Source organism: Collinsella aerofaciens, from assembly GCF_040920445.1.
Lineage (GTDB): Bacteria > Actinomycetota > Coriobacteriia > Coriobacteriales > Coriobacteriaceae > Collinsella > Collinsella aerofaciens_BH.
In genome coordinates this window covers 33,414-49,612 of the sequence record NZ_JBCOTQ010000011.1, presented here as the reverse complement: position 1 = coordinate 49,612, position 16,199 = coordinate 33,414, and the positions used below count along the sequence as shown (strand labels likewise).

General features: G+C 58.3%; 12 protein-coding genes. All 12 read left to right on the top strand.

Annotated features, from left to right (window positions below; all coding sequences use genetic code 11):
- The first annotated feature begins 86 nt into the window (after nt 1-86).
- The 12 genes from AB5405_RS03125 (at nt 87) to gatC (ending at nt 16,151) form a co-directional block, all read left to right on the top strand.
- Nucleotides 87-1,124, top strand: coding sequence for a putative endonuclease domain-containing protein (locus AB5405_RS03125; protein ID WP_368137567.1), 1,038 nt, complete (start codon nt 87-89; stop codon nt 1,122-1,124).
- Between the two features lie 233 nt (nt 1,125-1,357).
- A complete protein-coding gene (gene moaA, locus AB5405_RS03120; RefSeq protein ID WP_368137566.1) occupies nt 1,358-2,413 on the top strand; it encodes a GTP 3',8-cyclase MoaA in 1,056 nt (351 codons plus the stop codon).
- A 4-nt stretch (nt 2,414-2,417) separates the two neighbouring features.
- The gene (gene mobB, locus AB5405_RS03115; protein WP_368137565.1) at nt 2,418-3,716 is read left to right on the top strand and encodes a molybdopterin-guanine dinucleotide biosynthesis protein B; all 1,299 of its coding nucleotides are present in this window, start codon (nt 2,418-2,420) and stop codon (nt 3,714-3,716) included.
- Between the two features lie 265 nt (nt 3,717-3,981).
- Entirely contained in the window at nt 3,982-5,268 is a 1,287-nt protein-coding gene (locus AB5405_RS03110) for an MFS transporter (protein ID WP_368137564.1), read from the top strand.
- A gap of 222 nt (nt 5,269-5,490) precedes the next feature.
- On the top strand, nt 5,491-6,312 hold the full coding sequence (locus AB5405_RS03105; RefSeq protein WP_368137563.1) for an HAD family hydrolase: 822 nt from the start codon (nt 5,491-5,493) through the stop codon (nt 6,310-6,312).
- A 523-nt stretch (nt 6,313-6,835) separates the two neighbouring features.
- Nucleotides 6,836-10,333, top strand: coding sequence for a Spy0128 family protein (locus AB5405_RS03100; RefSeq protein WP_368137562.1), 3,498 nt, complete (start codon nt 6,836-6,838; stop codon nt 10,331-10,333).
- Nucleotides 10,326-11,261 (top strand): isopeptide-forming domain-containing fimbrial protein, encoded by a 936-nt coding sequence (locus AB5405_RS03095; RefSeq protein ID WP_368137561.1) that lies wholly within the window; start codon nt 10,326-10,328, stop codon nt 11,259-11,261. The genes AB5405_RS03100 and AB5405_RS03095 overlap by 8 nt, the downstream gene beginning before the upstream one ends.
- Nucleotides 11,248-12,018, top strand: coding sequence for a prealbumin-like fold domain-containing protein (locus AB5405_RS03090; RefSeq protein ID WP_368137560.1), 771 nt, complete (start codon nt 11,248-11,250; stop codon nt 12,016-12,018). The genes AB5405_RS03095 and AB5405_RS03090 overlap by 14 nt, the downstream gene beginning before the upstream one ends.
- Before the next feature lie 114 nt (nt 12,019-12,132).
- Nucleotides 12,133-13,857, top strand: coding sequence for an isopeptide-forming domain-containing fimbrial protein (locus AB5405_RS03085; RefSeq protein WP_368137559.1), 1,725 nt, complete (start codon nt 12,133-12,135; stop codon nt 13,855-13,857).
- 305 nt (nt 13,858-14,162) lie between these two features.
- Nucleotides 14,163-14,315, top strand: a complete 153-nt coding sequence (locus AB5405_RS03080) for a hypothetical protein (RefSeq protein WP_192919544.1) — start codon at nt 14,163-14,165, stop codon at nt 14,313-14,315.
- Between the two features lie 281 nt (nt 14,316-14,596).
- Nucleotides 14,597-15,514: a class C sortase gene (locus AB5405_RS03075; protein ID WP_368137558.1), complete on the top strand. Its 918-nt coding sequence runs from the start codon at nt 14,597-14,599 to the stop codon at nt 15,512-15,514.
- Nucleotides 15,515-15,839: 325 nt separating this feature from the next.
- Nucleotides 15,840-16,151: an Asp-tRNA(Asn)/Glu-tRNA(Gln) amidotransferase subunit GatC gene (gene gatC / locus AB5405_RS03070; protein ID WP_055250987.1), complete on the top strand. Its 312-nt coding sequence runs from the start codon at nt 15,840-15,842 to the stop codon at nt 16,149-16,151.
- Nucleotides 16,152-16,199 lie beyond the last annotated feature (48 nt).

Here is a 16,199-nt window from a genome sequence, read left to right as displayed (position 1 = left end):
GGGTGGAATCGCTTTCTTGCGCACGAAGGTGTGCGGACCCGTGGGCAGGGGAATAAGGTTGGTTATCCGACTCCATTGGAGGGCTCATGGACCTGCCGATCGTCCTGTCCCATAAGACTGCCTGGCTGTACCACAACGTGGCGCGCCCGTCCGAGCCGCTCTCGCGAGCAAGCAGCCTATACGATGAGGACTCGCTTGCTAACGAGGCAGAGCCGACCGCGAGCCTGCCCAAATTGGGACTCGATGCCAAGGGGCTGAGGGCTTCAACGGCAGTTGGGATCGTTACCGACTATCTGGTTTCGCTTGGTATTCCACGAGAAGAGCTCGATCATGTCGACACGCTCGTCAACTTCGATTTTGAGCGCTCGACGCCGGCTGGATTTAGGTGCCACGTGTTTGGGGCGCCGGTACCTCCGGGCCATCTTATCGAGGTGGCAGAGGGCCTTCTGGTGGTTGATGAGGCCATGTGCTTTGTCCAAGCGGGTTCGTGGATGAGCGAGCCCGAGCAGCTGGAATATGGCTACGAAATCTGCGCCCGATACCATTTGAATCATCTGTCGACAGGCGATTATATCGAGATGGGGCAGAGGTATACCGTTGCCGACTTGATTGCCTATTGCAATGAGAACCGATCTCGTCAGGGGGCTATACGCGCGGCCGCCGTGCTCAAGCGCGTGCGCGATGGCGCGCGGTCGCCCATGGAGACGGCCACCGCAATCATGGTCGTAGCAAAACGTTCCCAGGGAGGGCTGGGATACGCCAAGGTTGAGCTCAACCATCGGGTCGATGTTCCCAACGAGTTCAAGTATCTCGCAAAGGCCGGGTATTTCGAGATCGACGTATATGCGCCTGCGAGCGGTACGGGGATTGAATACAACGGCTCGGACCATCTTGATAAACAGCGCAGCGCGTCGGATGCGGAGCGTATGACCGTGCTGAGCGCGCTGGGCTTTAGCATGATCGTCCTCACCGGGACTCAGTTTGCCCATCAGCTGCAATTGCATCGGGCGATGAACGCCATCGCGCTCGCTATGGGCCTTAAGTGCGACCGAAGCGAAGCGTTCCAGAAACGGCAGAACGACCTGCGAGAATTCGTGATTCGTCACTGGGACGGCGGCCTTTAGGGGCGCTTTGGTCCTTCTACGGGGTGCCATGGGCAGGCAAACCATCACAACATTCGACGTTTATTGCCAAAAACGGGAAAAGCATCGAATGTTGTGATGGTCTGTGTTGAGGATGGGCTTGGAAAGTCCGTTTTGCTCGAAGCGACCTGTCCTGTCGTACGGGTGTCGGCATGATTCTCTCGTGGGGTATTATGTTTTCCGAAGAATAAAACGCCGCGTGAGGGGAGGGCTGCGTGGACGGGCGCGTGCAACATGACGGTTTTGGCCGCGATATCAACTACCTGCGCATTGCCGTTACCGACAAGTGCAATTTCCGCTGCATCTATTGTATGCCGGCCGATGGCGTGGCGCCCCGTGTACACGACGAGCTACTCAGTGCCGAGGAAATCGCCCGCTTTGTGCGCCTGGTGGCGGGAGAGGGCATTCGCCGCGTGCGCCTGACGGGCGGCGAGCCGCTAGTCAGCCGCCGTATCATCCCGCTTATTCGTGACATTCGCGCGATTCCGCAGATCGAGGACATCTCGCTCACCACCAACGGCGCTCTGCTGCCCAAGCTGGCGCCGCAGCTCAAAGATGCGGGACTTAACCGCGTTAACATCTCGCTCGACGCGCTCGACCCTACGCTCTTTGGAAAGATCACGCGCCTGGGTCGACTCGAGCAGACCATGGCTGGCATCGATGCGGCGCTGGCTTGGGGCTTTGAGCCCGTTAAGGTCAATTGCGTTGTTGTGCGCCGGCTCAACCAGGATGTGGCAGCCCTCGCGCGGCTCACGCTCGACCGCCCCATCCACCTGCGCTTTATCGAATACATGCCCATCGGCGACGAGCGCACCAGCTCGCATTGCGCTGTGGACCCGCATGCGCCCGCGCTCAATCCCGAGCTGTGGGACGCGAGCGATACCGTGCCGAGCGACGAGCTGCGGGCGCGCATCAATGCCGGGGCCACCGCGGCGGGACTGGGCGAGCTCGAGCCGCTCGACATCAACGACGCTCCTGCTGGTGCGGGCCCTGCGCGCTATTGGCACTTTCCGGGTGCGGCGGGAACGGTTGGCTTCATCAGCGCCATGTCCAACCATTTTTGTGCGAATTGCAACCGTCTGCGCCTGACGGCCGATGGCAACGTGCGTCCGTGCCTGTTCAGCGATGCCGAGTATTCGGTACGTGAGGCGCTGCGCCGTGGTGATGATATGCAGGTACTTTCGATTTGGCGCGATGCCGTGGCCCACAAACCGCAGGAACACGCGATAATTGAGGGCACGCAACGATTTATGTCTCAAATCGGAGGATGATCATATGGCCAAGAGCAGGTACGCCGATGCCACCAAGGCCGCTCGCAGGGCCGCGATGTCTGCCCACAAAGTCACGGCTGCGGCCAGCGATGCCGTTGCAGGCGCGCAGCCGACTGCCAGCGCTGCCACCGAGCCCGCCCGTGACGCCCGTCGCGACGAGCTGACGCACGTGGACGCCAAGGGCGAGGTACGCATGGTCGACGTGTCCGACAAGGCCGAGACTCATCGCATTGCCATCGCCGAGGGCACCATCCTCATGCACCCCGAGACGCAAGCCATGGTGCTGCAGGACCGCGCCAAAAAGGGCGACGTGCTTGCCTGCGCACGCGTGGCGGGCATCATGGCCATCAAGCGCACGAGCGACATCATTCCCATGTGCCATCCGTTGCTCATTACCAAGAGTAAGTGCGACATTGTGCCCATCGCTCCGGCGGGGACGCCTGTCGATGACGTGCCCGAGGGCTGGGCGCCGGCGCGCGCGGACGGGCAGGTTGGCTTTCACGTGCTGGTTACGGCCGGCGTGACGGGCAAGACGGGTATCGAGATGGAGGCGTTGACCGGCGCGAGCGCCGCGTGCCTGACCATCTATGACATGTGCAAGGCGGTCGATCGTGGCATGGAGATCGTCGACGTGCGCCTGCTGCACAAGGAGGGCGGCCGCTCGGGCGTGTGGGATCGCGCAGAGCGTCAGGCCGCTGCTGCTGAGGCCGTGGGAGCCGCAGGCGACGCACCCGCGAGCGCACCCGTCGCCGTCGCGCCCGCAGCTCCCACTCCGGCCGTCCCCGCGATCGCGTTTATCGGCTACCAAAACTCGGGCAAGACCACGCTCGTCGAGAAGGTTATCGCCGAGCTTACTCGCCGCGGCCTGCGCGTGGGTTCGCTCAAGCATCACGGGCACCACGGCTTTGATATCGATGTGCCCGCTAAGGACACCTGGCGCCATCACCAGGCTGGATCCAAGCATGTGGGCCTCATCTGCGCCACGCGCTGGGCGGAGTACGCCGACACGCGCGAGGAGGACGAGATGCCCGCGCGCGAGTTGCTGTCACGCTACAACGATGTCGACGTGGTGATCATCGAGGGTTACAAGACCGAGGGCTTCGACAACATCGTGGTCGCGCGCTCCGGTGTCGACCGTCTGCGCGGCAAGAGCTCGCTCGACCTGGTCGACGGTCACACGCTGGCCCTTGCCTGCAACGAGGCCCTGGCGCGTCAGGCCTTCGACGCCGGCTTTGCGACCCGAGCCATCAACATCAACGATGCCCGAGCCATCTGCGACCTCATCCAAGATCATCTGGCCTAAAACCTGCCAAATAGGGACAGGTTTATTTTGGCAGGTTTTACCTGGGCAAACGTCACTTCCACCACAAAGGGGACAGGCATCTTTGTGGTGGTTTTTGCTTTGGTAGATGTGTGGGACATGCCTTACAATCTACCAAGTAGTCCACGACGGGCGAAAAACGGAGAGAAGGGGCTTGATGCGTCCTTAATGTTTCATGCGGATAGATTGATTTGACAGACGGTGGCGAATGCCCGCCGTCCGCATTCGTATGAAACAAGGAGTCTCCATGCTCACCCATCTTTTCTCAAAGCCTCAATCATCGCTGTCCATGCAGGCCAAGCGCCTGGTGGCGATGCGCTTTCTCATCTACACCGGTTTTCAGACCAGCTACTTTATCGGCGTCATCGGAACGCTCACCTATGCAGACGATGCCTCGGTCGTGGCGACATCGCTGGCTGTCCTCTTTATGAACGTATTCGTGATCTTGGGATCCTTTGCGGGTGGCGCGGCGCTCGACGCCTGGGGCCCACGTCGCCATTTCTTGTTGAGTATCGTCGGCACGCTGGCGACGGGTGCGGCAATCATCGCCTTTGGCAGAGCGACCGGAACAGTCCTTGCCGGCGCGGCGCTCCTAGGTTTTGTGATGGGATTCGCCCAACCCATCGCCACGTCCTATCCGGCATATCTCACCGACGATCCCGCCGAGCTCAAAGACATCAACTCCGCCATCGCCATGTTTTCAAACGTGAGTATCATCGTTGGCCCCACGCTGGGCGGCTTTGTCGCGGCGGCTACATCGTCACGCGCGGTGTTCGTGCTCATGATGATTTTTACCGTACTGGCGTTCATTGTCGGCTGGGGCTTTAGACCGCAAGCAGTTCGTGTCGCCGCGCGTGAAAGTACTCCCGCGGACAGCAGTACAACGGCAATCACTGCCAGCCAAAGCTCCAACCCCAGCACATTCGCCCGCGCCACCTTCGCGACAAGCATCAAGACAGTCTTCACCAACAGTATCCTCGCCTTGCTGTTCTGCATCATCTTTCTTTCAAACTTTGGCTACGGTGCCTTCGATCCGCTGGAGTCGTTCTTCTACCGCGATGTCCTGCACGTCGGTGTTGAGTGGATGGGCTGGCTCTCGTCGGCCAGCGGTGTGGGCGCGGTGCTGGGCGCCGTGGTCGCGCTCCGCTTGCCGCCGCGCTTCGTCAGCCTCAAAACGCTGCTCGTGGCACTCATGTCCGTGGGCGTGGGAAGTCTGATTTATGTGGGGACACCGTACGTGGGCGTGACCCTTATCGGCCAGATTGTCCTGGGCGTGGCCTGGGGCGTCGTCAACCCGCTCCACAACACTATCGTGCAAACGACGGCTCCGCTCGAGCAGCTCGGTCGCGTCAACTCGGTCATGGGCTTTGGCAATATGTTCGCCGGCGTGGCGCCGCTGGCGATTGCCCCGTGGCTGGCGGCGACATTTGGCGTGCAGCAGACGCTCGTAGGGGCGGGTATGGTCGTGACGGCGGTTCCCGTGGCGTTGCTGCTGTTTGGCCACTGGCATTTTGATTGTGCCGCAAGGCAGTAAAACCATCACAACATTCGATGAAAATCGCGATTTTGCCGAAAAACGTCGAATGTTGTGATGGTTTGCGCCCCGGGCCAGGCCACCCTGCGGGTCTGGCCACCACAAAGGGCCAGACACCTTTGTGATGGTTTTTGCGTTGACGGGCCGCGCCCGCGCCTTGGTATACCATTTACGCCGTTCACGAATACGCCCCACACCGCCACACAACCCAGAAAGGCCCCCATGGACACTACCTTCAGCCACATCAAAGCCGTGTTCTGCGATATCGACGGCACGCTGCTCACGAGTCAGCACACGGTGTCCCCGCGCACCGTGGCGGCGATCCACGCCCTGCGCGAGCGCGGCGTGCTCTTTGGCCTGTGCACCGGGCGCGACGCCCAGGCGACCGAGGCCATGTTTGGGCTCTGGGGTATCGAAGGCCTGGTAGACGTGCTGGTGGGCTGCGGCGGCGCCGAAGTCATCGATCGTGCGCACGGCATCAACGAGCTGAGCTACCCGCTACCGGGCGAGACCATCGCGCACATCTGCGAGCACATGGCAGGCCTGCCGGCAACGCCCGTTTGCCCTCGGGACGGCGTGCTCTATGTGCCCGAGAGCAATGCATGCGTCGAGCACCTGTCGCGTGTCGACGGCGTGCCCTACAAGGTGGTCGACTTTGCCGAGTTTTTGCGCGAGCCGCAGACCAAGGTGATGTTTACCATGGCGCCCGAGGTGATGCCGCAGGTCATCGAACGGGCGTCGACGTTCGCCGACGATACCGTTAAGGCGGCGGCTCTGCAGACCACGCAGCGGCTCTACGAGTTCATGGATCCGCGCGTGTCCAAGACGCGCGGCCTTGTGCGCGTGGCGGAGCTCAACGACATGGAGCTCCAGGACATCTGCGTGTTTGGCGATGCGGACAACGACACCTGCATGGTGGCTGACGCCGGCGTGGGTGTGGCCATGGCAAACGGCAGCGACGCCACCCGTGCCGCTGCCGATTTTGTAACCGCGAGCAACGACAAAGACGGCATCGCGATCTTTATCGAGGAACATCTGCTATAGCGCCGGGGGAGAACCACCGCAAAGGGGACAGGCTCCTTTGCGGTGGCCGCTTGATTGCAATTAAACGCTCAGGCGATTTGGGCGAATTGATACCTAAAATCTGCGTGAAAATGCAAATAACGTTGCCTGAACATCACGCTTCTAACTGCCGATGGGTTAAGATATTCTCACCAGTTTGGTAGGATATTCCTTCCGGTTAATGACCTACTGCTCACGGTCGATTTTCGACCGTGAGCGGGATGTTTGCTCTTGAGCAAAAATTTGTGCAAATAATTCTGATGCCATTAAAAAATGATGTGCAACTAAATTACCAGTAGAAACAAAAAATAGATAGCGAATAAACGAAGGTAAATCTGAGCAAATGTCAAGAGAATTGAGAATCCGCTACAAAAATGTCGGTATTGTTGCTCAGATGTCTAAACAATCGTTACAATATGTACACTAAACGTGCGCAATTTCAGATTGCGCAGATACGTTTGATAGTGAAAGAGCAAGATCGCGGTCTCTTGGGGAGGAGACATCGATGAAAGCAAATTCAGACAAATCTAAGCAGAGTAAAAAAGCGACGCGCCGTGTACTGGCAGGCGTTTTGTGCGGAGCCTCCGTTTTGAGCCTGGTACTGTCGCTCGTCATGCCTCCGATCTCACAGGCCATTGCCAACGATGCCCAGGCGGGTGCAGCCGAGGAAACTGTGATGGGGGATTCCTCAAGTGAGCCCACTGATGTAGACAACACTGCCAACGGGGATACCGAAAACCAGAATAGTGACGCTATTGAGGGTGGCGAAGCCGACCCTGCAAATGGTGCTGAGCAGGGTCAGCCTGAAGGTAAGCTGCAGGCCGAAGATGGCGAGTTGTCGGATGGCAATGCCGTAATGCTGGCTGCGGAAGGCGGGCAGACTAAAACGGCACCCACTGAAATACAAACAGCTATACAAACAGCTGGCGAGTTGCAAAGCCTGGCGAATGCAAATGGTGCGGCTAGCTTCAAGCTTATGAATGATATTGATACCAGCGAGACGATCACGCTCAACAAGGAAGGCAGCAATATCACGCTGGATCTAAACGGCCATAAGATTAAGCATACGAGTCAAGGTCAGTCTTTGTTCAATATCACCGGTGGCGCGACACTTACAATTAAGGATACTGAGGAAGTGAGTGAAGAGGTCGACGACGGCCTGCAGCTAAATGGTCAGGGCCAGGATTATACTCCCGCCAATTATGGCAGGGAAGCCGAACTGTCTTACGACAACGATGGCATTCCGTCTTACCTTTCCTACTATGTGACCGAATCGTCCCCAGGAGTAACAGGCACAACCGAGTCGCTTGTAAGGCATGGTATTGCTTTTAAAGATATTAAAGATAAAGATATTAAAGGTATTAAAGGCGCCATCGTGGCATGCGGTGGCACTGAAAACCTGAAGCTCATCAACATCAACGGCGGTCATTTCAGTCTTGAGAGCGGCGTGCTCACACAACAGAAAGACTACCATGTCGGAAGCCTGGTGCACGCGGAGAATAAGTCGACCGTCAATATGAACGGTGGTTACGTTTGTGGAGGTTATTGTCGGTACAATGGTGCCGGCGCAGGAATATCTGTCGACCAATCGACTCTTAACATTTCTAACGGCGTAATTGCCGGCAACCACGCTCCTAGTGGCGGCGGTGTATATGCCAAGAAGTCTGCAGTCACAGTGGCTGGTGGCGTAATCTCCGGTAATAGCACGCTTAATGGCACTAAAGGATATGGTGGCGGCATCATGGCCGAAGAAGGCGGCAGCGTTACTGTTTCCGGCGGTTACATTACGAACAATCGCTATGCCAATTTCTGCGGGGGTGATGGCAATGGTTGTTGTGGCGGCGCTGGGCTTGCTGCCAAAAACGGCGTCCATGTCACCATTTCCGATGGCAAGATTACTGGCAACTATTCCGAGGAAGCTGGCGGCGGCGTTTACGTTACCAATATTTTTCAACATGATAGGGCATGGCTCGACATTAAAGGAGGAATTATTGCCTCTAACGTGAGCTACCGATCTGAAGGTGCCGGCATCCGAGTGGGCCAGATGATTGACGCGATGATAAGTGGAGCGTCAGAAGATAGCCCAGTCTACATCACTAATAACCACTGCATGTCTCGCTTTGACTGGGGCGGCGGCGGCATCTTTGTTCAGGGTGATTCGAATGTTGCAGCATCTAATGCTGGCAGGCTCTTTGTGTACAACTCGTACATTAGCGCCAATACAGCTGGCGGCTACGGCGGCGGCGTTGCAGTCTGCCCTACGGGCAAGACGTTGGTAACGAACACTGAGGGCACGGCAATCTTTGGCAATTCGTCTGCCGGCGCTGAGTATGATGACGGAGATCGTTTTAAAAACGATTATAAATATGCTTACAACTCAGAGAACAATACCGGCAATGAAGCTAAACCCCATCTTTCAGGTGGTGGTAGTGGTAAGAATCAAGATAAAGATGCATACAATTCGAAGGTGTTTCGCGAGAACGGTCATGCCGATTTCTTCCTTGCGGCAGCGGCTGGCCATCAGGAACCGCTTGCGGCGGTAATCGGCAAGATGCTCGGCGACGGAGACGCCAAGTATTCGGGAAGCAAAGAACGCAGTGATAACAAAGACCTCAGTGATAACGAAGAACTCTATGAGGCTATCAAGATCCCTGCCAATGGCGGCGTGAAGATTTATCGGAGCGTCGGTCTGACTTCGGCTGTCAAAGTTGGAAGTGATGAAGCGAATAATGCGCAGAAAGCTGCCAGAACTTTCATCACGGGCAACTATTCCTGGGACCATGGTGGCGGCATCATGTCGAATGGCGACCTGTACTTGGGTCAGCCAGCGGATACGTATGTCTACCCGAGCCTTAAGCTGAAGGCGACCAAGAACTTGGCCGGCCGTGAGCTTAAGGCTGGGGATTTCAACTTTACGGTCTACCGCAAGGATTCGAGTGATCCTATCGCTCGCGGGGTATTCACTCCTGACGCTTGCACCGAGGTTGGAACTGCGAGTAATGATGCAAGTGGCATCATCAAGTTTGACCTTGGTGAGCAGTTCACAGCGAACGGTACGACTGGCACGATTACATACTATTTGGTTGAAAATGCTGGCACTGATTCCGACATCACGTACGACCCGGCCGTGTACGAGATTACGGTTGAACTCGAAGAAGGCAAGAAAGATGTGCTCATGTCTGTTCCGATTCGGGATAATGCGACCGCGACCAAAGAGCTTGCAGTCCATAACTACACGATCAAAAAATTGAGTTGGACTAAACACTCCGGAGATTCAACTAACTCGCTGAGCGATCTGCAAAAGGACGAACAAGGCTATTATTCGATCGTCGACTCCAGCGGCGCAACCTTCACTAACACGTACACTTCGTACACCTCCAGCGGCTCTTGGACTCCCAAGGCGACTAAGGTCGTTGAAGGTGGCGAGATGAAGGAGTTTACGCTCGAGTTTGCGACTAACAAGGAGTTCACGGAGAACGTTCAGGATAAATTGACCAAGGCTGACGCTGGCAAGTCCCAGACCTTAAGCTTCTCCACGATTGGGTACACACTTGGCAGCTTGAAGCAGAGTGATTCTGATGTTCCGGGCCGTGGCGCTTCCAAGACCTTTACTTATTACGTTCGCGAACAGCAACCGAGCATGCCGTTTACGAACTATAAGTACGACGAGTCGGTCTACGAGTTTAAGGTCGTTGCAACGGATGATCGTTCTGGAAAGATAACGACCAATGTGACCTACACCAAGATCGTCAATGCCGATGGCAAGGATATCCCCGAGAACGAGCAAAAGGCGGTCACCTACGTTCCAGCTAAGGACGAGGCCACTGGCAAGGAACAGAGCGTTCCGGTCTTCACCAACACCTACTCCACCTCATTGCCCCTTTCTGGTATGTCGGGCGTCACGCTGACGTACCTTGCCGGCGCGGCGGTGCTTTGCGCTGCTGCGGCCTGGATGCACATTCGTCGCAAGGCGAATGCGAAGGGGGGTGAGCGTCGTGAATAAGAAAGTTTGCTCCTTCCCGATTTTGTTTGCACTGCTTGCCCTCCTGATCGGCACCTGCGCGGTTGTGTTCCCCGCATCCGCGCAGGCCGCGCCGACCTCGACCGGTTCCATCACGGTGAGCGGCTCCGTGGCGAGCAGCTACGACGCCTACCAGATCTTTAGCGCCAACGTCGTCGACGGCGACAGCGACGCCAAGATCGCCACCGACCTCGCCTGGGCAAGCGATGCCGTGCGCGACGCCGCGCTGCCCGTGCTGCACAGCGCCGGTATGCCCAAATCCCAGACCACCGCGCAGGAAGCTGCCGAGTGGCTCAACGCCGATTCCCACCTTACGAGCGCGCTGAGCGCACAGCTCGCTCGTTCCCTCCAGAGCTCTGGCGCCGTGTCCGTGGCCCTTAACGCGGGCAGGGCGGCCGAGCTGCCCTGTGGCTACTGGCTCATCGTCGCCGACGACGGCGCCATCGCCCAGAACGAGGCCGGCACCGCGCCGATCATGGCACTGGTCGGCGGCAGTGCCGTCACCGTCAAGCCCAAGGCCGCGACCCCCAAGGTGTCCAAGCATGTGCTGGAGGACAGTGCCGTCGCCTGGCAGAAGGCCGCCGACGCCACGGTCGGCGACGACCTGTACTGGCGCCTCTCTGCCACGGTCCCGGCAGGCCTTGCCGCCTACGACACCTACGCGGTGCAGTTCGTCGACACCATGAGCGCGGGACTCGACCCCTCCAAGGTGGCCGCGAGCGTGCGCGTGTACGTGGCGGCGGGTGCGGACGGCGGCTTTGACGCCGTCTCGGCCGGCAAGGACGGGCATGTCGGCACCGAGCCCGCGAAGGGCTGGACCGATATCACGGCCCAGTGCAGGGTCTCGGCCGACGGTAAGACCTTCACCGTGCGCACCGGTGACCTGAACCTTCACCGTGCGCACCGGTGACCTGATCGCCGCGCTCGGCGGGGCCGACGCCTTCACCGCTGGCGCCCGCGTGGTCGCCGTGTACAACGCGCCGCTCAACAGCGCATGCAGCCACGGCATCGCGAAGGGCAACCCCAACGAGGTCTACCTGCGCTACCCGCGCTCTCCCTTTGCCGACCAGTCCGGCGATGCCGGCTTCACCCGCACGCCGAGCGACGATGCGTGCGCCTACACCTGGGATCTCGCGCTCACCAAGCGCGGCACCGACGGCGACAAGCCGCTTGCCGGGGCGGTCCTGAGCATCGCCGACGACCGCGGTCGCACGCTAGCGGCTGACGGCACGTGGGATGCAGAGGGCAAGGCCACCGTCACCACGGGTGAGGACGGCCGCGTGACCGTCTCGGGCGTGGACTCGGGCAAGCTGGAGGTCCGCGAGCTCAAGGCGCCCAAGGGCTACACCGCCTTTGAGGGCACGCGCTCCGTGACCGTCAAGGCCGAGGGCCTGGACGTCGACCAGGTGGCCGCCGCCAAGCCCAAGCTCACCATTACGGCCGAGTCGCCCCTGCGCGCCGACAGTGCGGACGGGTCGACGGGCAGCCTGGAGGCGTCGATCATTAATACGCCCACCGGCACACCCCCTAGCATTACCACCGGAGGCTTTATGCCCTTGACTGGCGATATGGCAATGTACGCCGTGGCCGCCGCAGCGGTCGCCGGAGCTGCACTCATCGTGGTCGCGCTCCTGATCAAGCGGGGAGGTGGCAGCCATAAAGAGTAGCTGGCAGCCCCACAGAGAGCGGGGCGAGACGTAGCGAAGCAGATGCTAAGACACAGACAGATGATGACCGATCGAATGAGAACCAACCGGAAAACGGAGGAAAAGAAGATGAGCATGAACAAGAACATCGCACGCCTGGCAGTAACGGCAGGCCTCACGGCGGCGCTGAGCTTCGGCGGCGTTATGGCCCCGGTGACCATGGCGTTTGCTGATGGTGCGGCGGGTTCGACCGTAACTTTCAATGACCCTACTTATCAAGAGACTACGACCTATAAGGGCATCCAGATCTTTACGGCTAACGTGAACGGCTCTACTGTCACCAATATTCAGTGGGCCGGATCTTCCCAGGCTGAGAAGGATGCAATTCGGGACGCTGTGGTCAGTGCAATTGATGAAGCCGTGAAGGCAGAAGATGCCAACAATAGCTACAGCAACCAAAATGCACAGGATGCTGCCGAATGGTTGAATGACCATGCTGGAACGACTGCAACTACAAAGGTTGCGAACGGTCACGTTTTGAATGTGATTGCGAAAAAACTGAATGCTGAGTCTTTGCCTGGCGCTTGGAAAACGACCAGCAAGGACGATAAAGCCCTTTCTGGTCTCACCGCCGGTTACTGGCTCTTCCTGACCAATAGCGTGGCACAAGGTTCGAATACCAGCTCGAAAGACGTTTTTACCTCGCCTGTATATGCAGTCGTTGATGGCACGCATGATAAAGTGGTGACTCCCAAGAAGAGTGTCCCTACCGTCGATAAGAAAATCGTGAGCGCCAAGGGCGATAAAGAGCTCGATGCGAGCGACTCCCATGTTGGGCAGGATGTAACGTACAACCTCTACGGCACCATTGCCGACAACTACGATACGTACGGTACGTACTTCTATCAGTTTTCCGACCAACTCTCCGAGGGCCTGACAATGGAGACTGGTTTCACGGCAACTCTGTATCCGAGCGAGAGGCTCGCTCATGTTGATATCAACCACAAGAATGGCACTGATGTGACGAGCAGCTTTGTTCAGAGTACGACTGGAAATAAAACAACGACATGGAAGTGTGAAAACCTTAAGCAGGTAGCGGATGTTACCTCGGAATCCTGCATCGTGCTCTCCTATAAGGCAAAGATCAACAGCAAGGCCGCCATTGGAGACAACGCAGGCAACACCAACACCGCTACGCTTACGTACTCAAACAACCCTATGACCGGCGACTACGGCACGACGGTCCCTGATGAGGTCAAGAGCTATACCTATGGTCTCAAGCTTAATAAGGTTGACCTTGGCACCGAGAAGGCGCTTCCGAATGCGAAATTTACCATCATGGTGAAGACAGCAGCGGATACCAGTTTGCAGGGAAGATACGTTCAGTCCGATGGAACCCTTGGGATCGACGCGTACGAGTTCACGACTGGCGATGACGGTGCCATTACTGTCAAGGGCCTCGGTGCGGGAACCTATACGGTAGAGGAGACTGACGCTCCCGAAAATTACGACAAGGTCGCATCTTTTGATTTCACGATTAATTCGAAGAGCGAAAATGAGGCTTCGGGTGAAAACTCGAATGCAGAAAAGTACGTACTAAGCGCTCCGAGCGGTCAGGTCATCATCGGCACACCGAACGATGTGAAGGGCGACAACAAGCTCGAGGCCAAGGCTGGCACTGACACAAACACCGACGGTACCCTTAACATCACCGTTGGCGATACCAAGAAGGTTGGCCTTCCCCTGACCGGTCTCAATGGCGTGACCTTCACTTGGATCGCTGGTGGCGCGGTGCTGTGCATCGGCGTAGCGCACCTCATCCGCAGCCGTAAGCAGGCTGAGGAGTCCGAGCAGGAGTAGCGCTCACTCACCCATCCCTTTGGCAGGTGGGATGTGATGGCCATGAGACTTGCGGACACTTTTCTCGTCCATCCACGTTCTTACTTTGCCATTCTCTTTTCGGGGCAGACTCCGCACTGGAGTCTGCCCCGTTCTTTTTGGACAACGCAGCCAGGCTCCATTGTCCGATGGATCAAGCGTATGAATATCGAACAGATGTTTGCAATTATTGCGTTTACCAGCTGTGAGTGCATACACTCGCAGTAAAATGGCCTTGCGACGCATCCCGTGCGCGGGCGGCCGACGACTCGATCGGAGGTCCCCAAATGCTGAAATTCCTTAACGCGCTCGCCGCCCTCGCGGCGGTGGGCACGTTCGTCATCGCGTTTCTTGACTCGTATGAGGTTCGGTTTAAGGTCCGTAGGCGCACGCGCGGTGCGGACGGTAGAAGGCATTTGCGCCGCAACAAGCGCAAATAAGAATGCCCGGGGTTAGAGGCCCGGGCATTTAACAACGTCGGAAACTGGTCGCCCGCGCTCCTAAGTACTTACGCGGGGTGCGTCGTTTCCTGTAGCTATTGTATCCCGAATCGCCCCGCCGATTCGGGACATTTTGAAAACGCAAATGCGGGCCCATACTCGCGCTGCGCAATGCTGCCAGGCTGCGTTGCCCGCCGCAGGAGCTCGCTAATCGGCTATTATTTGTTTAGACAACTTGAGCTGTAGAGGAGTGACCGGCGATGGTGCAGGGCGCCAAACATATGAAGAGCAATAACGCCGCGGCCAGCGGTGGCTCAAGCCCTCAGCCCAAACCTCAACCAAAGCCTGAACGCCGCCGCAAGCGACTGCCGCGCTGGGCCGACCGGCTCATCACCATCGTCATCATCCTTATTGGCGTGGGCCTTATGACCTGGCCGTGGATCTTGGACCGGCTCGAGGCCTCGGGCGTGTTCAACCAGATCAGCACGGTGTCCAGCACCGTGGACGCGCTGTCTGCCGAGGAGCGCGAGCGCATCCTGCTCCAGGCGCGCTCCTTTAACGAGCAGCTGGCGGGCGAGGCTACCGAGCTTCCTGCCGACCAGATCGAGCCCTACGACCAGCAGCTCATCTTTGACCGCGACCCCATGATGAGTTGGGTCGAGATCCCCTCCATCGACGTAAGCATGCCCATCTACCACGGCACGAGCGAGGAGGTCCTCATGGCGGGCGTCGGCCACCTGGAGGGTACGAGCCTGCCAGTGGGCGGCACCTCGACACATTGCGTGCTCACCGCGCACTCGGGCATGCGCAACCTGAGCATGTTCGACGACATCCACTCGCTGGAGCCCGGCGACCTGGTGCTGCTACACACCATGAGCAAGACGCTCGCCTACAAGATGGTGGACTCCGAGGTGGTGCTGCCCGAGGAGATGGAGTCGCTGACCATCGAGCCTGGCGCCGACAAGGTGACGCTCGTCACCTGCACGCCCTACGGCGTGAACGACCATCGCCTGCTGGTGCACTGCGTGCGAACCAAGTACAACAAGAAGGACGTCGACAAGCAAAAGTCGCTAGCCGGTCGCCACTGGGGCAAGCGCGAGTTTGCCGTGCTTATCGTGGTCGTAGCCATTGTGCTGTTGCTGCTGGACATCGTGATCCACGCGGTCCGCAAGCGCCGCAAGGCAAAGGCCTCGGCATAAGACATTCTTCAGAACCACCACAATGGGGACAGACGCCTTTGTTGTGGTCAGGACTTCCAAACCATCACAACATTCGATGAAAATAGCGATTTTGGCGAAAAGCATCGAATGTTGTGATGGTTTTCGTTGCGGTCGGGACGGTCTTCGTTGCGGGCGAGACCGTTTTCGCTATGGACGGTGCGGTTTCGCTGCAGAACCGCCAGCCCGCCGCCTGCCAACCGCCGCCCTCGTTACGTTTTCGCTGCATTTGGGTAAAGCGCCTGCTCCAAGCCGGCGTTGCCTTGTATACTAAAGCGGTTTAACTGTTATGCGGAAGGGAGCGCCTATGGCACTCAGCGAGAAAGACGTGCGCGGCATCGCCGAGTACGCAAAGATCGCACTGACCGATGACGAGCTCACCCAGATGACGTCCTACATGAACGACGCCGTCCAGATGCTCGAGCCCGTCCTGCAATATGACTTGCCCGACGTGGAGCCCACGTTCCATCCCATCGGAAGCCTGTCCAACGTGATGGGCGATGACCTGCGCGAGCCCGAGCGCGACCTACCGCTCGACGTCGCGCTGGAAAACGCCGGCAGCGCGCGCGATCGCTACTTCCGCGTGCCGTCCATTTTGGGAGAGGGGGAGAGCGAGTAATGGCCCAGAGCTTCGATTCCCTTACCGCCGCCCAGATCGCCGCGGGCG